Annotated in this window: 21 protein-coding genes; all 21 read right to left on the bottom strand. The window is 72.8% G+C overall.

Features of this window, described 5'->3' with window-relative positions; translation table 11 throughout:
• Positions 1-115 precede the first annotated feature (115 nt).
• The gene (fliR, locus tag ACA089_RS04515) at positions 116-910 is read right to left on the bottom strand and encodes a flagellar biosynthetic protein FliR (RefSeq protein WP_372013759.1); all 795 of its coding nucleotides are present in this window, start codon (positions 908-910) and stop codon (positions 116-118) included.
• 15 nt (positions 911-925) lie between these two features.
• A complete protein-coding gene (locus ACA089_RS04510) occupies positions 926-1,195 on the bottom strand; it encodes a flagellar biosynthetic protein FliQ (protein WP_372013757.1) in 270 nt (89 codons plus the stop codon).
• Positions 1,196-1,906: 711 nt separating this feature from the next.
• On the bottom strand, positions 1,907-2,677 hold the full coding sequence (fliP, locus tag ACA089_RS04505; RefSeq protein WP_372013755.1) for a flagellar type III secretion system pore protein FliP: 771 nt from the start codon (positions 2,675-2,677) through the stop codon (positions 1,907-1,909).
• Between the two features lies 1 nt (position 2,678).
• Entirely contained in the window at positions 2,679-3,083 is a 405-nt protein-coding gene (gene fliO, locus ACA089_RS04500) for a flagellar biosynthetic protein FliO (protein ID WP_372017656.1), read from the bottom strand.
• Positions 3,084-3,088: 5 nt separating this feature from the next.
• Positions 3,089-3,427 carry a flagellar motor switch protein FliN gene (gene fliN / locus ACA089_RS04495; protein ID WP_372013754.1) on the bottom strand — a complete coding sequence of 113 codons (339 nt, stop codon included), beginning with the start codon at positions 3,425-3,427 and terminating at the stop codon, positions 3,089-3,091.
• Positions 3,424-4,443, bottom strand: coding sequence for a flagellar motor switch protein FliM (gene fliM / locus ACA089_RS04490; protein WP_372013752.1), 1,020 nt, complete (start codon positions 4,441-4,443; stop codon positions 3,424-3,426). The genes fliN and fliM overlap by 4 nt, the downstream gene beginning before the upstream one ends.
• A gap of 18 nt (positions 4,444-4,461) precedes the next feature.
• Positions 4,462-4,989, bottom strand: a complete 528-nt coding sequence (locus ACA089_RS04485) for a flagellar basal body-associated FliL family protein (RefSeq protein WP_372013750.1) — start codon at positions 4,987-4,989, stop codon at positions 4,462-4,464.
• Between the two features lie 90 nt (positions 4,990-5,079).
• Positions 5,080-6,246, bottom strand: a complete 1,167-nt coding sequence (locus ACA089_RS04480; protein ID WP_372013748.1) for a flagellar hook-length control protein FliK — start codon at positions 6,244-6,246, stop codon at positions 5,080-5,082.
• Positions 6,243-6,695, bottom strand: a complete 453-nt coding sequence (fliJ, locus tag ACA089_RS04475; RefSeq protein ID WP_372013746.1) for a flagellar export protein FliJ — start codon at positions 6,693-6,695, stop codon at positions 6,243-6,245. Before fliJ ends, ACA089_RS04480 begins: the two co-directional genes overlap by 4 nt.
• Positions 6,692-8,107: a FliI/YscN family ATPase gene (locus tag ACA089_RS04470; RefSeq protein WP_372013744.1), complete on the bottom strand. Its 1,416-nt coding sequence runs from the start codon at positions 8,105-8,107 to the stop codon at positions 6,692-6,694. Before ACA089_RS04470 ends, fliJ begins: the two co-directional genes overlap by 4 nt.
• Entirely contained in the window at positions 8,104-8,724 is a 621-nt protein-coding gene (locus ACA089_RS04465) for a FliH/SctL family protein (RefSeq protein WP_372013742.1), read from the bottom strand. The genes ACA089_RS04470 and ACA089_RS04465 overlap by 4 nt, the downstream gene beginning before the upstream one ends.
• Complete coding sequence (gene fliG / locus ACA089_RS04460) at positions 8,721-9,710, bottom strand: flagellar motor switch protein FliG (RefSeq protein WP_372017654.1); 990 nt, start codon at positions 9,708-9,710, stop codon at positions 8,721-8,723. Before fliG ends, ACA089_RS04465 begins: the two co-directional genes overlap by 4 nt.
• 7 nt (positions 9,711-9,717) lie before the next feature.
• A complete protein-coding gene (gene fliF / locus ACA089_RS04455) occupies positions 9,718-11,439 on the bottom strand; it encodes a flagellar basal-body MS-ring/collar protein FliF (RefSeq protein ID WP_372013740.1) in 1,722 nt (573 codons plus the stop codon).
• 19 nt (positions 11,440-11,458) lie between these two features.
• Positions 11,459-11,839, bottom strand: coding sequence for a flagellar hook-basal body complex protein FliE (gene fliE / locus ACA089_RS04450; protein WP_372013738.1), 381 nt, complete (start codon positions 11,837-11,839; stop codon positions 11,459-11,461).
• 136 nt (positions 11,840-11,975) lie between these two features.
• Positions 11,976-15,491 carry a glycosyltransferase gene (locus tag ACA089_RS04445; protein WP_372013736.1) on the bottom strand — a complete coding sequence of 1,172 codons (3,516 nt, stop codon included), beginning with the start codon at positions 15,489-15,491 and terminating at the stop codon, positions 11,976-11,978.
• Complete coding sequence (locus tag ACA089_RS04440; protein ID WP_372013735.1) at positions 15,488-16,795, bottom strand: CDP-glycerol glycerophosphotransferase family protein; 1,308 nt, start codon at positions 16,793-16,795, stop codon at positions 15,488-15,490. The genes ACA089_RS04445 and ACA089_RS04440 overlap by 4 nt, the downstream gene beginning before the upstream one ends.
• A complete protein-coding gene (locus tag ACA089_RS04435; RefSeq protein ID WP_372013733.1) occupies positions 16,792-17,922 on the bottom strand; it encodes a DegT/DnrJ/EryC1/StrS family aminotransferase in 1,131 nt (376 codons plus the stop codon). The genes ACA089_RS04440 and ACA089_RS04435 overlap by 4 nt, the downstream gene beginning before the upstream one ends.
• Before the next feature lie 80 nt (positions 17,923-18,002).
• Positions 18,003-19,544, bottom strand: coding sequence for a glycosyltransferase (locus ACA089_RS04430; RefSeq protein ID WP_372013731.1), 1,542 nt, complete (start codon positions 19,542-19,544; stop codon positions 18,003-18,005).
• On the bottom strand, positions 19,541-20,824 hold the full coding sequence (locus ACA089_RS04425; RefSeq protein ID WP_372013729.1) for an ATP-grasp domain-containing protein: 1,284 nt from the start codon (positions 20,822-20,824) through the stop codon (positions 19,541-19,543). The genes ACA089_RS04430 and ACA089_RS04425 overlap by 4 nt, the downstream gene beginning before the upstream one ends.
• Positions 20,812-22,383 carry a CDP-glycerol glycerophosphotransferase family protein gene (locus tag ACA089_RS04420; protein WP_372013727.1) on the bottom strand — a complete coding sequence of 524 codons (1,572 nt, stop codon included), beginning with the start codon at positions 22,381-22,383 and terminating at the stop codon, positions 20,812-20,814. The genes ACA089_RS04425 and ACA089_RS04420 overlap by 13 nt, the downstream gene beginning before the upstream one ends.
• Positions 22,383-22,841: an adenylyltransferase/cytidyltransferase family protein gene (locus ACA089_RS04415; protein ID WP_372013725.1), complete on the bottom strand. Its 459-nt coding sequence runs from the start codon at positions 22,839-22,841 to the stop codon at positions 22,383-22,385. Before ACA089_RS04415 ends, ACA089_RS04420 begins: the two co-directional genes overlap by 1 nt.
• Positions 22,842-22,875: the final 34 nt, after the last annotated feature.

The following is a 22,875-nucleotide window of genomic DNA, read 5'->3' as shown; positions in this document are numbered from 1 at the left end:
GGCGGGATGCCCGTTGCCGCGCCTGGCTGGAAGATGCATCGACGGTGTCCCGCGCCACCGGGGCGGCGGGCCTGCCCGGGTTATCGGCGCCTGCCCCGGGCTTCTTGACCGCCGCTCAGGGGGCGGCCACCCGCATCCCCGTGTCGAAGGCGGCGTCGAACAGTCCCTGCACCGGGGCGGCGAGTTCGCCGGCCAGTACCGCCAGCAGGAACAGGCCCATCAGCACCGCCACCGGCAGGCCCAGCTGGATCGGGTTGAGGGCCGGCGCGGCCCGCGCCAGCACGCCGAACGCCAGGTTGGTGGCCAGCAGCGCGACCATGACCGGCAGCGCCAGGGTCAGCCCGCCGCGCAGGACCACGCCGAACAGCTCGACCACGGTGCCGAGGCTGGCGGTGGCGTCCGACCACGGGGCGGCCACCGGCAGCGCCTGGTAGCTGCGCACCAGCAGGGCGACCATCGCCAGGTGGCCGTCGGCGGCGAAGAACAGCAGGCCGAAGGCCAGGTAGAACCAGTGCGCGACCACGCCGGAGCTGGTGCCGCGCAGCGGATCGTTCATCTGCGCGAAGGCCAGGCCCATGCCCTGCGAGACCAGCTCGCCGGCCAGCGCGCCGGCCTCGAACACCAGGCGCAGGACGAAGCCCATCGCCACGCCCAGCGCCAGTTCGCGGGCGACCCCGAGCACGGTGGCCGCGTCGATGCCGCCGGTGGCGGGAGGCGGAGGCAGCAGCGGCGCGATCGCCATCGCCAGCGCGCCGGCCAGCAGCACGCGCACGCGTACCGGCACCGCGCGGGTGCCGATCAGCGGCATCGCCATCAGCATCGCGCCGGTGCGCAGCATGGTCCACAGGATCGTGCCGATCATGCCGAAGGCCTGCTGGCCGTCGATCATCATCGCGGTGGCCGCGTCCATCGCCCGGCGCTCCGGTCAGCCGATCAGGTGCGGGATGCGCTGGAACAGCGCGATGGTGTAGTCCACCAGGTAGGCGAGCAGGAAGCTGCCGAGCGCGAACAGCGAGGCGGTCAGGGCCACGGCCTTGGCGATGAAGGCGATGGTGGGCTCGTTGAGCTGGGTCGCGGCCTGGACGATGCCGACCACCACGCCGACCACGAGCACGGCGACCAGCAGCGGGCCGCCGACCCAGAGGGCGACTTCGAGGCCGCGGCGCAGTTCGGTGAGGGCGAGTTCGGGGGTCATGGCCAGGCAGATGCAAGGACGGTGCCAGCGACGCGCCGGCATCCCGCCGAGGGCTGCTCGTGCGTTGGTTTTCGCTGTTGCGCTTCGTTGGTGCCCTTTGCTCCTGCGCTTCGCTCTTGACCTTCCCTGCCGGTAAAGCGAGCCGAGCATCGCAGCGGCGGCGGGGGCGAAGAGGCCCACATGTCTGAGCGAAGCGAGTTGTGGGCCGTCCCCCGCCGACGCGAGAAGCGCAGGGTGCCGTCCGCTTCGCGGACGGATCGCGTCCCCGGCTGTGCTTTCTTTTTGGTTACTTTTTCTTTGCACAAGCAAAGAAAAAGTGACGCGCTCGACGCGAAGCGACGAGTGAAAGCCTTGCTGTTGATCTCTGGTTAGAGGGGCGCGCCAGGGAACCGGGTGACAGGTTCGGATGCCGAAGTCCGAAGCTTCCGCGCTTTGCGCGGGTCACTTTTCTTTGCTTGTGCAAAGAAAAGTAAACAAAAGAAAGCACAACCGGGGACGCGAGCCGATCGGCTGCGCCGATCGGTTCCCTGCGCTCCTCGGCAGTCGGGGCATTTATCCCCTCTTGGGACGCTGCCCAAACTCGCTTCGCTCAGACAAGGGCAGCTCTTCGGCCCCGTCATCCTGCGATGCTCGGCTCGCTTTACCGGCAGGGAAAGCCGAGCCAAGATCAACGGCAACGGCAACGGCAACGGCAACGGCGATGCGGCGGGGTCAGACGCCGTTGAAGCTGGCCGCCAGCGTGCCCACCGTAAGCACCCAGCCGTCGACCAGCACGAACAGCAGGATCTTGAACGGCGCCGAGATCAGCATCGGCGAGAGCATCATCATGCCCATCGACATCAGCACGCTGGCCACCACCAGGTCGATGATCACGAACGGGATGAAGATCAGGAAGCCGATCTCGAACGCGGTCTTCAGCTCGGACGTCACGAACGAGGCGACCAGCACCGGGAACGGCACGTCGTCCGGACCGGCATAGGTGCCATGCCCGGCCAGCCCGGCGAAGGTCATCAGGTCGGTCTCGCGCACCTGGGCCAGCATGAAGCCGCGCAATGGCGCGGTGCCCAGGTCCCAGGCGCTGCGGAAATCGATGTCGCCGTTGAGGTACGGCGCGAAGCCGCCGTCCCAGGCCTTCTGCCAGACCGGCATCATGATCATCGCGGTGAGGAACAGGGCCAGCCCGACCAGGATCTGGTTGGACGGCGTCTGCCCGGTGCCCAGCGCCTGGCGCAGCAGCGCCAGCACGATGATGATCCGGGTGAAGGCGGTCATCACCAGCAGCAGCGACGGCAGCAGGGTGATCGCCGTCATCAGCAGCAGGGTCTGCAGCGGCACGCTGACCGGCGCATCGCCGATCCGGCCGACGGTCAGGTTGGGCAGCGACGGCACCTGCGGCGCGCCGGCCGGCGCGGCCAGCGCCAGCATCGGCGCGCAGGCCAGCAGCAGGAGCACGATGACGAGGAATACGGAACGGCGCGACATGTCAGGCGTCCTTGCGCAGCCGCTGCGACAGCAGCTGGGCGAAGTTGGGCAGGTCTTTGAGGTTGGGCAGCTTCGGCGGCTCGGCCGGCGGGAGCGGCTGCGGCAGTTCGTGCAGGCGCGAGATGCCGGCGGCGGTGACGCCGAGCAGTAGCTGCTGGCCGCCCACCTCGACCACCACCGCGCGCTCCTTGGCGCCCAGCTGCAGGCTGGCGACCACGCGCAGGCCCTCGACCGGACGGAAGCCGGCACCGGGCAGCCGCCGCAGCAGCCAGGCCAGGCCCAGGATCAGGCCGAGCACCAGCAGCAGGGCGAAGAACGCGCCGAACAGGCCTGGCGAGGACGCCGCCTGGGCGGCGGGCCGCGCGGCCTGCGCGGCCGGTGCCGCGGCGACGGCGAGGGCGGACAGTGCGCTCAACGCAGTCTCCGGATCCGCTCGCTGGGGCTGACCACGTCGGTCAGGCGCACGCCGAAGCGGTCGTTGATCACGACCACCTCGCCATGCGCGATCAGGGTGCCGTTGACGTAGACGTCCAGCGGTTCGCCGGCGCCGCGCTCGAGCTCGATCACCGAGCCCTGGTTGAGCTGCAGCAGGTTGCGGATCGGCATGCGCGAACGGCCGACTTCCAGCGACAGCGTCACCGGCACGTCCAGGATCACGTCCAGGTTGAGGTCGCGCGCGTCCAGCGCGGCGTCCGACTGGAGCGCGTCGAACTGCGCCAGGCTCGCGCCCGGTTCTTCGTTGGGGTTCATGCGGAAGTTTCCTCGGTGAGGGCGGGCGTGCGCGGCATCGGCGCGCCGGGCGCGCGGGTCTGGGTGATCTTCACCGCGTTGCGGCCGTTGGCCAGGCCGAACTCGCCGGTGAACACGGGGATGTCCTCGACGCAGACCGGCACGCTGGACGGCAGTTCGATGGGCAGGATGTCGCCGACCTTCAGCCGGGTCAGCTGGCGCAGGTCGATGCGCTTCTGCGCCAGCACGCTGGACACGGTGACCTCGGCCAGCATCAGCTGCTCGCGCAGGGTGGTGTTCCAGCTCTCGTCGCGGTCGATGCGGTCGCTCTGGATGCCGGCGTCGAGCAGTTCGCGGATCGGCTCGAGCATCGAGTACGGCAGGGTGACGTGGATCTCGCCGCCACCGCCTTCCAGCTCGACGTGGAAGCGGCTGACCACCACGTACTCGCGCGGGGTGACGATGTTGGCGAAGTGCGGGTTGATCTCGGAATTGATGTACTCGAACTCCACGTCCATCACCGGCGCCCAGGCCTCGACCAGGTCGGTGAAGGTCTGCTTGAGCAGCAGCTGGATCACCCGCATCTCGGTCGGGGTGAACTCGCGGCCCTCGATCCGGGTGGGGTAGCGGCCGTCGCCGCCGAAGAAGTTGTCGACCACGGTGAAGACCAGCTTGGGCTCGAACACGATCAGGCCCATGCCGCGCAGCGGCTTGAAGCGGACCAGGTTGAGGTTGGTCGGCACGTAGAGCGAATGCATGTAGTCGCCGAACTTGACCAGGTCGATGCCGCGCACCGACAGGTCGGCCGAGCGCCGGATCAGGTTGAACAGGCCGATCCGCCACAGCCGCACGAAGCGCTCGTTGACCATCTCCAGGGTCGGCATCCGGCCGCGGATGATCCGGTCCTGGCTGGCGAAGTCGTACTGGCGCGCGACGCCGGGATCGACCGGTTCCGGCTCGGTGCTGACCGCGCCGGAGTCCACGCCGTGCAGCAGCGCGTCGATCTCGTCCTGGGACAGCAGGTCGTTGATGCTCATGGGCGCGGGCCGCTCCGGTTACTGGGTCACGAAGCTGGTGAACAGCAGGTCTTCCACGCCCGGCGAGCCGGTCTCGGCGCGCATCAGCTTGCGCACCTCGGCCAGCGCCTGCGCCTGCAGCTTCTCCTTGCCGGTGCGGTCGGCGATCCCCTGCGCGTCCTGCTGGGCGAGCAGCATCAGCAGGCGGGCGCGGATGGCCGGGGCGTGCCGCTCGAGGTCGGCCAGGGCCACCGGATCGCGCGTCATCAGCTGGATCTCGACCTGCAGGTACTGCGGGCCGGCGGTGGCGCCGTTGAGGTTGACCACGAACGGAGGCTCGAGCGCCAAGTACTGGGCCGGCGCGGGCAGCTTGGGCTTGGCGGCCTCGGCGGCGGCGTGCTCGGCAGCGGCGGCCTGGCGCGAACTCCAGTACCAGCCACCGCCGGCGCCGGCGGCGGCCAGCAGCGCGACCACGCTGACGATCAGCGGCAGCTTGCTGCCGCCCTTGGCGGGGGCGGCGCCTTTCTGGGCCTGTTTGGGGGCGTTCTTGTCGGCAGCGGCGGCCACGCGTCGTCTCCTGGAGGGTGCCCCGGTCAGGATGCAAGCAGCGTGCCGCGCGCGCGGCGGGGATTTGACGGCCCCGGACGGGGCCGGGGATCAGGCGTAGGCGTCGAGCAGGCCGCGCGCGGCCAGTCGCGCCGGCGCGGCCGCCGGGATCTCGCCCGTGCCGTCGCCGCCTTCGCGGCCGCCGCGGGCGGGGCCATGGCCGCCGCCGTCCTGCCGCGACTGCTGGCCGACCCCGGCGTGCGCCAGCTGGAAGCCGTTCTGTCCCAGCATTTCGCGCAGGCGGGGCAGGCCGTTCTCCAGCGCCTGGCGGACTTCGGGCTGGGCGCTGGTGAAGTCGGCGCTGATCCTGTCGCCGTCCAGCTGCAGGCGGATCTCCACCGGGCCCAGCTCCTGCGGCGAGATGCGGATGTGGGCGTGGCCGATCTTCTGCTCGGCCAGCCACTGCACATGGGTGCCGACCTCGTCGGCGAAGGCGTCGCCGTGCAGGTCGGGGACCGGCGCGTGCGGTGCGGAGACCGCCGCCGCGGCCGGGGCGGCGGCGGGCGCCGGGCCTGCGGTGGCGGGCAGCGCGAACGTCGCCTGCGTGGGTGACGGTTCGGTGGCCGCGACCGGCTCGCCGCGGCCCGCGCCGGCGACCAGGCCGGTCGCCGCGTCCGCGACAGGTGGCAGCGGCGCGTTCTCCGGGGCGGCGGTCGTGGCCCGCCCCGCCGATGCGGCCGGCGCGGGCATCGGCAGGATGCCGCCGGCGGTGCCGGCCCGGGCTGCCGGAAGGCGCGAGTCCTGCGGCGGTGCGCCGGCGTCGGCGAGCGTGCCGGGGGTCGCGGTCGCGTTCACCGGAGCCATCGCGGCGACCGGTGCGGGGGGCGAGGCGAGGGCGGCCGGATCGAGCAGGCTGGCCAGGCCCGGGGGCGGCCAGTCGCTGCCGGCCGGCGCCGCCGGCTCCTGCAGTGCGGTCGCCTCCGTCGTCGTCGTGGCGGCGGCGTCGGGAGCCGTGCTGTCCGCATCCGCCGACGCCTTCGATCCCGGGGGGCCGCCCGCCGGTTTGCGCCCGCCATCGCGCGGTGCGGCCTCGGTGCGGCGCGACGTTTCCGTGGCCGGCGGCGGCTCGGCCGTGGCCTTGGCCTGGGTCGCCGGGTCCGGCTCGGCCTGGAGCATGCGCGAGAACCCGTCGTCGCCGTTGGCGCCGGGGCCGGCGCCGCCCGCCGGTGGAGCGGGGGTGGTGGGGGGCGACGGGCTGCCGGTGATCGCCAGGCTCATCGTCCCTCTCCCTCTTCGCCCTGCTGGGCGGCACGCACGCGGCGCGCGCCGAGATCGTCCATCTCGCGCTGGCTGCGGCGTTCGTCGACCTTGCGCTCCTGCGCGCGGTAGCTGGCGGCGAGCTGCTCGAGCACCTGCTTGTCGCGGCTGGCCAGCAGCAGCCGGGTGCGCTCGGCCTCCACGCTCTCGCGGCTGTGGTCGACGTTGCGGCTCTGCTGTTCCACCGCGCTTTCCAGCCGGTCGAGGAAGGCGCGGCGGTTGGCCAGCTGCGCCGGGCTGACCGCGGCCATCTGGCTGGAAGCGTACTCCTCCGCATAGCGGCGCAGTTCGGCCAGCCGGGATTCCTGCAGTTCGTGCGCACGCTGGCGCTCGGCCAGGTCGCGGGCCACGGCGTCCTCGTGCTCCTGCGCGCGGCGCAGCAGCGGGTCGATGCGGCGGGACTGCATCATGCGGCGTTCTCCTTGTGGTGCAGCAGCGCGGCGAGGGCGTCGCGGCTGTGGTGCAGGTCGGCGGCGTGGGCCACGTCCTGGCCGAGGAACTCGACGATCTCGGGCCAGCGCTCCAGCGCCTCGTCCACGACCGGGTCGTTGCCGCGCTGGTAGGCGCCGATCGCGATCAGGTCGCGGTTGCTGTTGTACGCGGCGACCAGTCGCTTGAGCGCGCGGATGCGCGCGCGCCAGGTGTCGTCGGCGATGTCCTGGACCACGCGGCTGACCGAGGATTCCACGTCGATGGCCGGGTACAGGCCAGCGTCGGCGATCCGCCGCGAGAGCAGGATGTGGCCGTCCAGGATCGCGCGCGCCGCATCGGCGATCGGGTCCTGCGGATCGTCGCCCTCGGTCAGCACGGTGTAGAAGGCGGTGATCGAGCCGCGGCCGGCCGCGCCGTTGCCGGCGCGCTCGACCAGCGCCGGCAGCTTGGCGAACACCGACGGCGGATAGCCGCGGGTCGTCGGCGGCTCGCCCACCGACAGGCCGATCTCGCGCTGCGCCTGGGCGAAGCGGGTCAGCGAGTCCATCAGCAGCAGCACGTTCAGGCCCTGGTCGCGGAACCATTCGGCGATGGCGGTGGCGCGGTAGGCGCCGTGCAGGCGCGCCAGCGGCGGCCGGTCGGCCGGCGCGGCCACCACGACCGCGCGGCGCAGGCCTTCCTCGCCCAGGGTGGTCTCGACGAAATCGCGCACTTCGCGGCCGCGCTCGCCGATCAGGCCGACGACGATGACGTCGGCCGAGGTGAAGCGGGTCATCATCCCCAGCAGCGTGGACTTGCCCACGCCCGAGCCGGCGAACAGGCCCACGCGCTGGCCGCGGCCGATCGGCAGCAGCGCGTTGATCGCGCGCACGCCCACGTCCAGCGGCTGGATGATCGGTTCGCGCGCCAGCGGGTTGATCGAGACGCCGGCCATGCCGACATTGCCCTCGGCGCGGATGGGGCCGCGCCCGTCCAGCGGCACGCCATCCGAGTCGATGACCCGGCCCAGCAGGCCTTCGCCCACTTCCACGCCGCCGCGGCGGTGCAGCGGCACCACCCGCGCGTTCGGCAGCAGCCCGTGCAGCTCGGCGCTGGGCATCAGCGAGGTGCGTTCGCCGGCGAAGCCGACCACCTCGGCCTCGACCCAGCCGCCGCCGACGACTTCGACCTTGCACGTTGCGCCCATGGGGGCCTCGCAGCCGACCGCTTCCAGGGTCAGGCCGACCGCGCGGCGCAGGATGCCTTCGCGGATCAGGCCGCGGCCGGCGGAGCTGTCCAGCGCGATCGCGTCCAGCCGGGTGGCCAGGCGCAGGTTGCGCGCGGCCAGCCAGTCGGCCGGCACCGCGCCGGGGATCGCGGGCGCGGCGGCGGAGGTTGGGGGAGGGGTCATGCGCCGGCCCCCGCCTTGCGGATCACCGATTCGAGCGCGCCGCGCAGGCGCGCCTCCAGGGTGCCGTCGATGCGCACGCTCTCAGCGTGCACGCGCAGGTCGCCGCGGCCCAGGCTCGGGTCGGGCACCAGGCGCGCGCCGCTGACCAGCGCCAGCAGCGGGGCCAGCGACTGGATGTCGTCCGGGTGCAACCGCACCTCGACCTCGCGGCTGGCGCCGCCGACCGCGTCCAGCGCCTCGGCGACCAGGTCCGACAGCAGCACCGGGTCGGCGTCGTAGGCGCGGCCGACCAGGCTGCCGGCGATGCGCACGGCCAGTTCGCCCAGCGCGGCGGTGACCTCGTCCTCGAGCCGGGCGAGGGGGCGGGAGAAGTTGTCGAGGATGCCTTCGATCTGCGCGGTCAGCCGGCGCACTTCGGCCTGGCCGAGGGCGAAGCCTTCCTGGTGGCCCTGCGCCAGCCCGGCCTCGTAGCCGTCGCGGTGCGCGGCCCCCTCGATCGCCTGGATCTCCTCCAGGCTCGGCGGGCGCGGCAGCGGCAGGTCGGCGGGGGCGTCTACCGCCGAAGCGGAGGGCGCGTCCAGCTCCGGCGCCAGCCAGCGGACGACCGCGTGGCTCATACCAGCTCCTCGCCGCCGCCACCGCCCAGGGTGACCACGCCTTCATCGGCCAGCCGGCGGACGATGGTCAGGATCTCCTTCTGCGCGGCCTCCACGTCGGACAGGCGCACCGGACCGCGTGCCTCCATGTCCTCCAGCAGGATCTCGGCGGCGCGCTGGGACATGTTGCGGGTGATCTTTTCGCGCACCTTGGTGTCGGCGCCGCGCAACGCGATGCCCAGGCGCTCGCCGGACACCTCGCGCAGCAGGGTCTGCAGCTCGCGGTCCTCCAGCTCGACCAGGTCGTCGAACACGAACATCAGGTCCTGGATGCGCTGGCACAGCTCCTGGTCGACCTGGGCGATGGCGCCGAGGATCGACTGGTCCTGGCCGGTCTCCAGGAAGTTGAGGATGTTGGCGGCGACCTTGACCCCGCCGATGTTCGACGACTTCAGGTTCTGGTTGCCGGCGAACTGGCGCTCCATGATCTCGTTGAGCTCGTTGAGCGCGTTCGGCGGGATGCCGTCGAGGGTGGCGATCCGCAGCAGCACGTCGGCGCGGGTGCGCTCGGGCAGCAGCTTGAGCGTGTCGGCGGCGTGGTCGCCGTCCAGGTGCGACAGCACGATGGCGATGATCTGCGGGTGCTCGTTGCGGACCAGGTCGGCGATGGCGCGCGAGTCCATCCACTTGAGCGTGTCCAGGCCGGTCGTGTTGCGGCCGAGCAGGATCCGGTCGATCAGGCCGCCGGCCTTCTCCGCGCCCAGCGCCTGGATCAGCACGTTGCGGATGTAGTCGTCGGCGCCGACGCCCAGCGAGGTCTGCTTGTCCAGCGCGCCGTTGAAGTCGTCCATCACCCGGATGACCTGGTCGCGGCTGACGCCGCTCATGGTCGCCATCGCCAGGCCGAGCTTCTGCACTTCCTTGGCGCCCATGTGCTTGAGCACCTCGGCCGCGTCGGCCTCGCCGAGCGAGAGCAGCAGCACGGCGGCGCGCTGGACGCCGGTCAGTTCTTCATTAGGCTGCTTCATTGCCCAACCAGTCCTTCACCACCTGGGCGACCCGCTTGGAGTCGGTCTTGACCGCCTCGCGCGCGTTGCGCAGGCGGTCTTCGTAGGCGTCCGACGCCAGGGCGATGGCGTGGGGGCGCGGCGCGCCGATCTGGGCGACGTCGTCGGCCAGCGCCGGCAGCTCGTCCTCGACCAGCGAGACCTCGGCGGTCTGTTCGCCCGCGTCGTGGCGGGCCTTGGCCCTGGGCGCCGGCCCCGCGATCTGGCGCAGCGCCGGGCGCAGCACGCCGAACAGCAGCGCCAGCACCACCAGCGCGCCGAGCAGCAGGCGGGCCACGTCGCGCACGCGCGGGTCTTCCCACCACTTGGCCGGTTCGACCGCCTCGCCGTCCTCGCGGACGAACGCGGCGTTGACCACCGAGACCACGTCGCCGCGCGCGGCGTCGAAGCCCACCGCCTGGCGGACCAGGTCCTCCACGCGCTTGACCTCCTCGGCACTCAGCGCCTGCAGCGCCGGCTTGCCATCCTTGCCCGGGCGCGGCACGTGGTCGACCAGCACCGCGGCGGTGATGCGGCGGATGCGGCCGGCTGGCTGGCGGGTGTGCTGCAGGGTGCGGTCGAGCTCGAAGTTGCGGGTCGCGCTGCGCGAGGTCTCGGTCGGCGCGGCGGGTGCCGCGGCGGTGGCGGGCGCGGCGGCGGCCGCGGCGGTGGCCTGGGCCGGGTCGTTCGCGGCCTGCGCGGCCGCGCCCGGCGGGGTGTTGCTGGTGGCGCCGGGGATGCCCTGCGGGCCGTCGCCGGTGTGGCTGTTCTCGCTGACCTGCTCGCTGCGCAGCTTGGCCGGTTCGCCGTTGAACAGCTCGCGCGCCTCCTCGGTGACCGAGAAGTCCATGTCCACCGTGACTTCGGCGTTGACCCGGCCGGGGCCGGTCAACGGCTCGAGCAGTTCGCGGATGCGCTGGTTGTAGGAGGTCTCCTGGCGGCGGACCTGCTCGAACTGGGCGGCGCTCAGCGCCGAGGCGCTGTCGGCGCCGGCGCTGCTGAGCAGGCGGCCGTTCTGGTCGACCACGGTGACGCGCTCGGGCGCCAGGTCGGGAATCGAGGAGGAGACCAGGTGGACGATCGCGTCGACCTGGTTGCGCTCGAGCATCGCGCCGGAACGCAGTTCCAGCACCACCGAGGCGCTGGCCGCCTCGCGCTGGCGGGTGAACGCCGACGGCTTGGGGATGGCTAGGTGCACGCGCGCGTCGCGCACCGGGCGCAGGGTGGCGATGGTGCGGACCAGCTCGGTCTCCAGCGCGTGCTGGTAGCGGGCGTTCTCGACGAACTGGCTGACGCCGAAGCCCGGGTCGCGCTCCATCAGCTCGAAGCCCAGGCGTCCGCTCTCGGTCAGCCCGGAGCCGGCGAGCTTGAGCCGCGCGTCGTGCAGGCTGGCCTCGGGCACCGAGATCGCGCCGGTGGCCTGGTCGAGCTTGAACGGGATCTGCGCGGCGCGCAGCAGGTCGGCGGCCTCGGCGGTGGCCTTCGGGTCCAGGCCGGTGTAGAGCGGGCTGTACTCGGGCTTCTGCGACCAGAAGAACACGTACAGGCCGGCGGCCACCGCCAGCGCGATCAGCAGCAGGGTGCCGGCCTTGCGGCCCAGCTGCATTTCCTGCAGCCGGACCACGGCGGAGGCGGCCTTCTCGGCGGCCTGCTCGCGGTTGAACGAATCCTTGGTGATCGACAGCGCCATCGCGTTCGTGTCCCTGCGGTCAGAGCGGCATGTTCATGACGTCCTGGTACGCCTGTACCAGTCGGTTGCGTACTTCGACGGTGGCGCGGAACGCCACCTGCGACTGCTGCGAGGCGACCATCACCCGCGCCAGGTCGGCGCCGGGTTCGCCCAGTTCGAAGGCGCGCTGCAGCGCACCGGACTTCTCCTGGGCCGCGCTGACGCCGTTGATCGCGCCGCGCAGGGTCTCGCTGAAGCTGGGGCCGGATGCCGCGCCGGCCTGGCCGGGGGCCTGGATCGCGCCCTGCAGGCCCTGGATCGCATCGCTGCGCGCCACGTCGCCGCCGATCCCGGTCGCCTGGCCCAGCTGGCTCTGGTAGGCGCGGATCTGCGACAGGACGGATGTGATCGAATCGGTCATGGGACCCCCGGGCGGTGCACGCCGGGTCCGATGCAAGCGGCGTGCCGGACGCGCCGGCGGCTTTCCGCCGCGGCGGTGGCCGGCGTCCGGTCGGCGGGGGCGGGGGGCGGTCACGGCGCTGCCGGCCGCGGCCGGCTCAGTCCGGCAGCCAGGCCCGGCGCCAGGCCTCCAGGCCGGCGCCTTCCAGCATCCAGTCGCGATGGACCGCCTCGCGCAGGGCCTTGCCGGCGGCCTGGCTGGCGGCGCGGTCGGCCAGGTGCATGCGGATCGCCTCGACCCAGTCGCGGGTCCGGTTGCGGACCCGGGTGGCGGGCAGGGCGCCGCGGTAGGGTTCCAGGTCGCTGCACACCACCGGGTAGCCGCAGGCGCCGTACTCCAGCAGGCGCAGGTTGCTCTTGCAGGTGTTGAACGGGTGGTCTTCCAGCGGCGCGATGGCCAGGTCCAGCCCGAGCGCGGCCAGCACGCGCGGGTACTGGCCGATCGGCACGCCGGGATGGAACTCGGCCACGTGCGGCCGCAGCCGCTCCGGGCACAGGCCGAAGAACACCCAGTCGACCTCGCCGGCCAGCGTGCGCACCACCTCGGCGACCAGCGCCAGGTCGCCGTCATGGCTGACACCGCCGGCCCAGCCGACCCGGGGCTTGCCGCCGGGCCTGCGCGCGCCGGTGGGCAGGGCGGTCCACAGGTGCGGATCCAGCCGGTTCCCGGCGACCACGATGTCCGCATGCCAGCCCGCGCAGGCCTCGGCCAGCGCGGGCGTGGAGACCACGAAGCGGTCGGCATGGGCGAGGCCGCGCCGCAACCGTTCGCCGACGTCGCGCGGCATGTGCCGGCGATGGATGTTGCGCGCCGGCAGCCGGGGCAGCCAGTCGTCCAGCTCGTACACCTTGAACGCGCCGGAGAAGCGCTGCAGGCGCGCCATCCTCGCGATGTCCGCGTCGCCGACCCGGCGCTGCATCACGATGACGTCAGGCGCGAAGCGCTCGACCTCGACGACGTCCAGCGGCCGCGCGCAGGTGGCGCCCTCCACGTGCGCGGCCGCGTGCAGCGCCGCGAACGGTTGCAGGATCCGGTAGTGGCCGCTGCCGTGGCCGTCGCTGGGCAGGGCCAGCACGCGCGGCAGCGGGCGTCCGGGCAGCGGCTGCCACGACAGCGCGGTGTCGTCCAGCTCGAAGCCGCCGGGCACGTCCAGGCGCATGGCCGGGTGGTAGGCGGGGTCGCGTGCCAGCGCCGGCAGCCAGCGCGCATGCAGCGCCTCCCGCACCGCGCCGTCGCAGGCGGCCTCCACGGGCGCGTGCAGCAGCACCGCCTCGGGCGTCCACACTACGAGCCGGCCGGCGGCGCCGACGCGCAGGCACAGGTCGATGTCCGCGCCGGCATCCGGGAAGGCGGCGGCGTCGAAGCCGCCGACCGCTTCGAACAGCGTCCGTTCGACCAGCAGGCAGCTGCCGGCGACGGCGGCGTAGTCCTGCGCGACCTGCAGCCGGCCCATGTAGCCACCGGCATCCATCGGCCGGCCCGCGAACACGCGCCCGCCACCGGCGTCCAGTCCCGGCACCAGCCCGGCGTGGGTGATGCTGCCGTCGGCGGCCACGGTCTTGGCGCCGACCACGCCCACTTCCGGGCGCTGGCCGTGGTTGAGCAGGGCATGCAGCCAGCGGCCTTCCAGCACCGCCGCGCCGGCATCGAGGAAGACCAGGTATTCGCCGGCCGCGGCCTGCGCGGCGTGGTTGCGCGCCACCGCCGGCGCGACCGGGCCGGCGTCGACCACGCGCACGCGGCCGCCGGCCAGGCCTGCGACCTGGTCCATCCAGGCCCGCAGCGCGGCGGGAACGCCGTGGTCCACCAGCAGCAGTTCGTAGGCGGGCCATGCGGTGTGCTCGAGTACCGACAGCACGCAGCGCTCCAGCGGCGCGGGCGCGTCGCCGGCCAGCACCACGATCGACACCGGGGGCTGTCCGGGATGGCCATAGTCGATGCGCTGCAGGCCCGGCCCGGCGCCGTGCACGGTCGCGTCGGGATAGCCGCGCTCGTGCAGGTGGCGGAGCAGGGCGCCACGCTGGGCCTCGTCGGCCAGCCGCGGCGGGGCGCAGGCCAGCAGCGGCTCGGGCAGGTGGCCGAACGCGCCCAGGCCGTGGGCCAGGAGCAGGCGCAGGACCAGGTCGAAACCGGCGGCGCCGTCGTGCGCCGGGTCGAAGCCCCCGGCCTCGAGTACCGCGCTCCGGCGCAGGATCCAGTGCCCGGCCATCGCGCCGGGATTGCCCAGCAGCAGGTCCAGGTTGAGGTCCGGGCGCAGGACCGGGGCGATGTTGCCGTCGCCGTCGCGGTACCACTCGTCCGCATACAGCGCCTGCAGGCCGCCGGCCATGGCCAGCTCCGGCAGCAGGCGCAGCAGGCCGCCACCGGTGAACTCGGCGCCGGCCTCGACCACCAGCACCCAGTTCACGTCCCATCCGGCGACTGCGGCATTGAGCGAGGCCGCGGGCGCGTCCTGCTCCCAGGCCACCGTTCCGGCCGGGAAGGCGCCGGACGCTTCGCCCGCCACGCGCACCTCGATGCGGGCACCTGGCGGCGCGTGCGCGGCCAGGCTGTCCAGCGTCGCGCACGCCCCGGCGGGTGCACGCTCGTCGGGGATCACCAGGACGCCGAGCCGCGGCGTCTCGGGCAGCTGCGCGAGCTGCGCCTCGTACAGCGGAACATGGGTGGCCGGCAGGCGCCGGCGCGCCTGCCAGTCGAGCTTGTGCCAGCGCGCGAGCGCCACGGCATGCGCCTCGGCCAGCGCCTGGGCCAGGTCCAGCGGTTCGGGGGCGGCGGCCGCGCCCAGCGGCGTGGCGTGCACCTGCGTGGTCTCGCGGCCGGCGCGGTACCAGCCGAGCGCGCGGATGCCGCTGCGGAAGGCCTCGTGGCCGGGCGTGCCGATGCCGGGGCGGTCGCGCCCGAGCTGGCTGTACTGCTCGCGCGAGACGCGGAAATCGACCAGCGGCGCGGCCAGCATCGCCACCGGGCCATGGCGCAGCAGCTTGGCGTACAGCGCCAGGTCGGCGACCCAGGTGACCCGCACGCCGTCCAGCACGGTCAGGCCGTCGCCCATCGCCAGCAGCGGCGCGCGCCGGCCCATGACCGCGCTCGGCTCGCCGAGGAAGTTGAGCGTGCGATCGGCCAGGAAATCGACCACGTCATGGCCGTCGAGGAGCAGGTCGCGGGTGGGGAACGCGGTCGCCGGCGTGTCCGCCAGCGGCGTGCCCGCCTCGTCCACCAGCCGTCGCCGGGCGGTGGCGAGCACCGCGCTGGGCGCGCGGGCGAAGGCATCGACCAGCGCGGCGATGCAGCCGTCGTGCAGCACGTCGTCGTCGTGCAGGAACTTGATGTACTCGCCCGAGGCCAGCGCGATCGCGCGGGCGGTGCTGCGCGTTTCCCACAGGCGCGAGGGGTTGCGCGAGTAGTGCACCGGGAAGCCGGCGGTGGCGGCGAACGCCTCCACCAGCGCCTGGATCCGGCCGTCGCGCGAATCGTCGCAGACCACCAGCTCGAGCGGCCGGTGGGTCTGCCTGCGCACGCTCTCCAGCGCCTGGGCCAGCCAGGTGGCCTTGTAGGCGGGGATCACCACGCTCACCAGCGGCGCGGCGGCCGCTTGCCGGCTGCCGTCGCTCACCGGCCGCCCCGCGTGGCCACCGCGTGCCTGATGCGTTCCACGACCCGCCGCGAGTTGTGGCCGTCGTCGTGCTGGAAGAACATCCGCCGGGTCGCGCGGTAGCGCTCGTCCGGCGGCGGCGCCGGTCCGGCCAGCACCGCCCCGAGCGCCGCCAGCAGCGCCTCGAAGCTGCGCGTCACCGGGCCCGGGAAGGCCAGTTCCATGTCGTAGAGCAGGCCGTTCTGGCGCCGGTCGTAGTGCTCCAGGTCCCAGGCGAAGCTCACCACCGGCAGGTCCAGGCACAGCGCATCGATGTACACCGACGAATAGTCGGTGACCACCGCCGCGCTCTCGCGCAGGATCGGTGCGATCTCGTGGAAGGCGTCGTGCTCGAGCTCGACGATCAGGCGCCCGTCGACATGGCGCCGGCGGTCGAACGGCGACGGGGCGTTGGCCAGGTAGTGCCCGCGCACGCCCAGCACCGCCCCGTGCGCGTCCAGCAGCTGCTTGAGCCTGTGCACCTCGACGTCGCTGAAGCGGTAGCACAGCTCGGGCGCGACGCTGGCGTCGCGGTAGGTCGGCGCGTAGAGGACCAGGCGGCGGCCGTCGCGCAGCGTGCGCACGCGCAGCAGTTCCTCGCGCAGGCACGGCGGCAGCCTGGCCTCGGGCATGCGCAGGAAGTCGTTGCGCGGCAGCCCGGTGACCCAGACCCGCGAAGGCGGCAGCGGGTGGAAGATCGCCGCCATCGCATGGCCGTCGACCGCCGAGGAGGCGACCAGGCCGTCGTAGTGGCGTCGTTCGCGGCGGCGGAAGCGGTTGCGGTCGCCATGCCGGCGCTGCTCGGGGTTGGCGAGGGCGAACAGCCGCTTGAGCGGGATCCCGTGCCACAGGTTCACCACCACCCGCCGGCGCAGCCACGGCCGCGGCGCGCCGAAGCCGCCGCCGCGCCAGCCCAGGGCCATGTCCATGGCGGTGGAATTGGTCAGCAGCAGCACGCCGCAGCGGGCCAGCGCCCACAGCCCGGCCACGGTGTCCAGGTCGACGACCCGGGTGCCCGGGCTGTCTTCCAGTCCCGGCGGGCGGTGGCCGCCGCGGACGAAGATCCGGCATTCGATCGAGCGGTCGTGCCGGACCTGCTCGTGCACCGCGCGCGCGTTCTCGATGAACTGGCCGGGCTTGAGCGGGTGGGCGAAGAAGCCCCAGCGGTCCATCCGCTTGGGCAGCAGCAGGTCGAGCAAGCGCCACAGGCCCAGCAGCGGCACGCCCAGCCAGGCGTGCACGATCCGCCGCCGCCATGGCGGCAGCCGGGCCCGCGCCGTGCTCACGCCGCGCGGACCCGCGCCGGCGACGCCACCAGGGCGCAGATGCGCTCGACGTCGGCGTCGGACAGGTCGGGGTGGATCGGCAGGCACAGCACGCGCCGCGCCGCGCCGCTGGCCACGGGCAGGTTCTGCGCGGCGGCCGACGGCAGGCCGCGGTACATCGGGAACTCGCTGATCAGCGGGTAGAAGTAGCGGCGGACCAGCACCTGGTTGTCGCGCATGAGCTGGTAGAGCTCGTCGCGCTGCATCGGGAACTCGTCGCCGACCATCACCGGGAAGTAGGCGTAGTTGCCGGTCACGCCCGCGGCCGGGCGCAGGCAGCGCAGCCCGGGGACCCCGGCCAGCAGCCGCCGGTAGAGCGCGTCGATCTCGCCGCGGCGGGCCAGCGCGCGGTCGATGTGCCTGAGCTGGAGCAGGCCGAACGCGGCGCAGACCTCGTTCATCTTGCCGTTGATGCCCGGCGCGACCACGGTGGTCTCGTTGACGAAGCCGAAGTTCTTCAGGTGGTCGATGCGCTGCTTGGTGCGCGCGTCCGGGCAGATGATCGCGCCGCCCTCGAAGGTGTTGAACACCTTGGTGGCGTGGAAGCTGAGCACCGACAGGTCGCCGTGGCGCAGCACGCTGCCGCGCGCGTCGCTGACGCCGAAGGCGTGGGCGGCGTCGTAGATCACCTTCAGGTTGTAGTTCTCGGCGATGCGGTCGATGCCGTCGACGTCGCACGGGGTGCCGTAGCAGTGCACCGGCAGGATCGCGGTGGTCTGCGGGGTGATCGCGGCCTCGACCTTGGCCGGGTCGAGGTTGTAGGTCACCGGGTCGACGTCGACGAACACCGGCTTGATCCCGTTCCACAGCAGCGAATGGGCGGTGGCCACGAACGAGTAGGGCGTGGTGATCACCTCGCCGGTGATGCGCAGCGCCTGCAGCGCGGTCACCAGCGCCAGGGTGCCGTTGGCGAACAGGGCGATGTGCTCGACCCCGAGGTAGGCGCACAGCGCCTTCTCCAGCGCCTGGTGCATGCTCCCGCCGTTGGTCAGGATCCGGCTGTCCCAGATCCGTTCCAGGTAGGGGACGAATTCCTCCAGCGGCGGCAGCAGCGGGCTGGTGACGGGAATGGGCTTGCTGGTCTTCATCCGGGCCCTCCGGGGCGCGAGGCCGGCAACCAGCCGGCGTCCCGGACGATGCAAGCGGCGTGCCGCGGCCGGGCCGCCGGTCAGTTGGCGGCGAAGCCCATCCCCCCGGCCTCGGGCGAATGCAGCAGGCACCCGTGCGCGTTGGCCAGCGGCAGCCGCGGCAGCCATTCGGCCGGGACCATCTTCTGGCCGACGCGATAGCGGCCGCGGGTCCCGTCCGGGGTGGTGTAGTGCATGACCAGGCCGTACATCCCGCCCGGCTCCCAAGCCCTGTCCCCGAGCGCGAGCGCGTAGCGCCAGCGGTGTTCGTCGACCCGCCCCAGCGGCTCGAACCACCAGCCGCCCTCGCCGTGCACCGAGTGCAGCTCGAAGCGCACCTCGCAGCGCTCCATGATCCGGTCGTGCAGGTTCAAGGTCAGCGACAGGCGCTCGTCGTCCAGCTCCACGTCCAGCAACTGGAAGAAGCCGATGTTGGGGAAATCCAGCCGCATCGCCTCGCGCGGCAGCGGGATCTCCGGGTTGTCCAGCAATGGCTGCTGCCAGTAGCAGGCGCCGTCGATCTCGGCGATCCAGCCGCGCTCGGTGGTCACTCCGAGCAGGAAGCACAGGGCCTCCACTTCTCCACGGCGGATGAGCTCCAGGTACAGGCAGCGGCGCGCCCCCAGCGAACGCCAGTCCAGGTCGCCGTACAGCTCGAGCAGTGCCTGCATCGCCCCGATGAACACCTTGCGGAACACCGGCGAGGCGACGATGCCGTTGGCCGCGTGCAGGGCGCGCTGCAGGTTGCTGACGGCGATCGCGTCGCGCCATCGGCGCGCATGGGGCAGGTCGCGGTACTGCTCCCATTCGATCCGCACCGAACGCATGCGGTCGAGGAAGTTGTCGGCCTGGCGGATGTTCTGGGTGATCGAGCGCGCCTGGCCCTCGCCGCGCACGCGCCACAGGTAGACGAGGTCGGGGATGATCGCCGTGCGGCGGCTGCACCAGTACGCGCGGTGCACGAACGGGCGGTCGGCATACAGCAGCCCGGGCTCCATCCCCAACCCGTGCTCGCGCAGGAACGCGGTGCGGAAGACCTTGTTCCAGTAGAAGCCGTCGTGGAGCACATCGGGGAATTCGTCGACCGAATCGACCTGCTGGCGCCTGGACCACACGTAGGGCTCGTACAGGAACGCCACCGAGGACAGGCCCTTGCTGGTCAACCGGGCCGCGCGGCCGATGGCGATGTCCGCGCCGGTGCGCAGCGCCTCGTCCATCAGCAGGCGGTAGCCGGCCGGGGTGACCATGTCGTCGGAATCGACCAGCGCCACGTATTCGCCGCGCGCCAGCGACACGCCGAGGTTGCCGGAGACCGCGCCACCCTCGTTGGCCTTGCCGATGCAGCGGAAGTTGGGGTGCGCGGCCTCGTACTCGCGGCAGATCGCCAGGCTGTCGTCGGTGCTGGCGTCGTCGATCGCGATCACCTCGACGTTGCGGTACTGCTGCCCCAGCAGCGAATCGAAGCACTCACGCAGGTAGGGCGCGGTGTTGTAGACCAGCACCACGATCGACAGCAGCGGTCCGCCGGCTTCGGCGGCGGGCGCGGCGTCGGCGGCGCCGGGGGCGGGAAGGGCAGGGTTCATGCGCGCAGATCCAGCAGTTGCTCCACCGCGTCCAGGTCGAACACCGGAATCCCGCAGGAATCCAGCACGTCGCGGCGCTCGCGGAAGGAATCGTCGATGAAGATGGCCGACGGGTCGCGGCCGATGGCCGCGCTCTTGGGCGAGCCGTCCTCGATGTGCACCACCCGCTCGAACAGCCCGGCGCTGATATGCAGCCGCTCAAGCGTCTCCAGCGGGCGCCGCGCGTGCCGGGTGACCAGCACCACCGGTACCTTGCGCGCGCTCCACTGGTAGAGCAGCGCCATCATCAGCGGGTTGGGGGCGTCGTCCACCACCAGGGTGTCGTCCAGGTCCAGGTAGACGCGCTGGTACTGCAGGCCGGCGCGGTAGCGGTTGCCCAGGGCCCGGTCCAGCACCAGCGGGTAGTCCTGGGCCAGCACCGAGAACGGCCGGCCCAGGTGGGCGTAGATGCCCAGCAGCGGGTAGTTGATCCCGCGCGCGCGCGACAGGCCCATCGAGCCGGCGATCCGCGGCGCGACCTCCAGCAGCTTCGGGACGCCGGCGCGGTCGCGGCGCGCCTGGAAGAACCAGGCGCCGCGCAGGCGCAGTTCGCCGGCGATCGCCGCGGCCATCGCCGCCAGTTCCGGATCGGCCGGCACCGGCTCGGTGCGCACGCTGATCCCGGACTTGACCCGGGCCCGACGCCGCGGCGCCAGGTGCAGCAGGGCGCCGCCCGCGTCGGAGATGCAGTCGACCGTGTACTCCTCGCCGGGCAGGTACTCGTTGACGACATGGTCGACGCCGCTGTCCAGCAGCTGGCGGTGGCGCTGCGGGTCGTCCACGCGCTCGGCGCCCTGGCTGCCCTGGCCGACCGCCGGCTTGGCGAACACCGGGTACGCGGGTGCCGGCCACGCCACCGCCGGCGGCACGATGCCCAGCGTCTCCAGGCGCGCGTAGGTCAGGCGCTTGTCGCGGCAGACCCGCGCCGTTTCGGCATCGGGCACCATCGCCGGCGCGCGCAGCCGCGTTCCGGCCTGCGCCAGCACCGGGATCACGCTGTCGTGCGCCGGCACCACCAGGTCGATGGCCCATTCCGCGATCAGCGCGTTGAGCTGGTCGACCAGGTCCTCCGAGCCGGCCTGCGCGGCGATCTGGCGGTAACGCGCATAGGCGAACTCGCCGTGGTCGGAGACCGAGGAGGCGCCATGCAGGCGGATGTCCTTGGCGTAGCGCAGCGCGGCGTGGATCTCCAGGCCGATCTCCGATCCACACGGGAATACCAGGATGTTCAGGCGAGACATGCGCGCGCCTCCGCCGTGTCCCGCCCGCCGGCGCGGCCGGCATCGGACGCCGGCGCCGGACCGAACACCGCGTCCACCACCCGCCGCGCGCAGCGGCCGTCGGCCAGGGCGCAGTAGCGCTCGCGGAACTGCCGGTAGCGTCCGGCGTGGCGCGCGGCCACCGCGGGCAGGTCGGCGAGCAGGGCCAGCAGCTCCTCGCCATTGCGGGCGATCGGGCCGGGCAGGTCGCGTTCGACATCCAGGTAGAAGCCGCGCACCTGGCTGGCGTACAGCTCCAGGTCGTAGCAGTAGAACAGGATCGGCCGCCCGGTCACGGCGAAGTCGAAGAACACCGAGGAGTAGTCGGTCACCAGCACGTCGGCCAGCGCGCACAGTTCGGTGATGTCCTCCAGGTGGGAGACATCGCGCACGTTGCCCGGCAGGGCCGTGGCGTCGATGCCGGCGGCGACCAGGTGGTGGGCCTTGATCAGCAGCATCTGGTCCGGGGCCAGCGCGGCCGAGACCGCGTCCAGGTCCAGGTGCAGGTCGAAGTCGAAGCGCCACGCACCCACCGGCCGGTGGTCGCGCCAGGTGGGCGCGTACAGCACGAAGCGGCGATCCGCCGGCAGGCCCAGGCGCGCGGCCACCGCATCGCGGTCAAGCGTGCGGTCCAGCAGCGGGTCGGTCAGCGGGTAGCCGGCTTCCAGCACCGGGCCGTCGTGGCGGAAGGCGCGGCGCAGGGTGGCCGTGGAGTAGGGGTTGGCGCTGAGCAGCACGCTCCAGCCGCGCGATTCGCCGTGGAAGTTGCCGCGCGCCGCCGCCTCCGGGCCGTCGACCTCGATGTCCCAGCCCAGGCGCTTGAGCGGGGTGCCATGCCAGGTCTGCAGGTACACGGTTTCCGGCTTGCGCCCGTGCGCGGCGAAGACCACGTTGTTGACCCGGTAGCCGGCCTGGGCCAGCACGCGGAAGTATTCGGGCGAGCCGCGGCGCACGCGCGGCGGGTCGCCGGGGATCGCCTGCGGGCCGTCGTAGGCCCAGACGCAGCGCAGGTCCGGGCGCAGCTCGCGCAGCGCCTCGTAGACGTAGCGCGGATTGCCGGCGTACTGCTTGCCCAGGAAGCTCTCGAACAGCACCAGGTCGCGCTCCAGCGGCAGCGTGCGCAGGTCGCGGGCGAAGGCGGCCTTCGCGTCCTCGGCGTCGGCCAGGCGCGCGTGCTGCGCCAGCGGCGCGGTCATCAGCACCAGCGAGGCGGCGCTGTCGCTGAGGTAGGCCGACAGGCCATGGCCGTCGACGGTGGCGCGGAAGAAGTGGCGCGGCGCGGGCGCGGGCGGCTCCGGCACGAGGGGCGGGCCCGCATCGTCCTGCAGGCGCACGTCCAGGCGCACGACGGCAGGCCCGGTCAGGTCGGCCAGCGGGAGCTGCGCCAGGGCGCCGCCGTCCGGCTGGTCGAGCAACGGCACCTGCAGCCCCCGGCTGCCGTCGCGCGTGCCCAGCCACAGGCCGCGCGTATGGGCGGGCAGTCCGTTCAGCCGCAGGTGCAGGTGGTCGCCGTGGACGTCGAGCCGGAGCCGCGGTCGCATCAGCGTGGCCCCGCATGCGCGAGCCGGGGCAGGCGCGGCAGTGGCGCGGCGTCCACCGCGGCGGTCGGCGGGCCGCGGCGGATCTCCGCCTTCAGCTGCGAGCTGGAGATGTTCTCCGTGCGCGGCAGGTAACGGACGTGGCAATGGCCGGACAGGTGGTCGAAATGGCCCTCCCAGTCCGAACCCATCACCAGGATCGCCGCGCCCAGGCGCCGGATGTCGGCGGCCTTCTGTTCCCAGGTGTCCTCCGGGAAGACCTCGTCGACGTAGCGGATCGCGCGCAGCACCGCTTCGCGGTCGGCATAGGACTGGGTGGCGTGCTTGCGCTTGAGCGCGTTGAAGGCGTCGCTGGACAGCCCCACCGCCAGGCGGTCGCCCAGTGCCCGGGCACGGCGCAGCAGGTTGACGTGGCCGACATGCAGCAGGTCGAAGGTGCCGTAGGTCAGGACGAGGGCCATCGGGCGGATTCCGGTCGCGGACGATGCCCGTGCC

Origin of the sequence: Pseudoxanthomonas fibrivorans, from assembly GCF_041464125.1 — a bacterium.
In the GTDB taxonomy this organism is placed as follows: domain Bacteria; phylum Pseudomonadota; class Gammaproteobacteria; order Xanthomonadales; family Xanthomonadaceae; genus Pseudoxanthomonas.
This window is presented reverse-complemented; position numbering and strand designations above follow the sequence as displayed.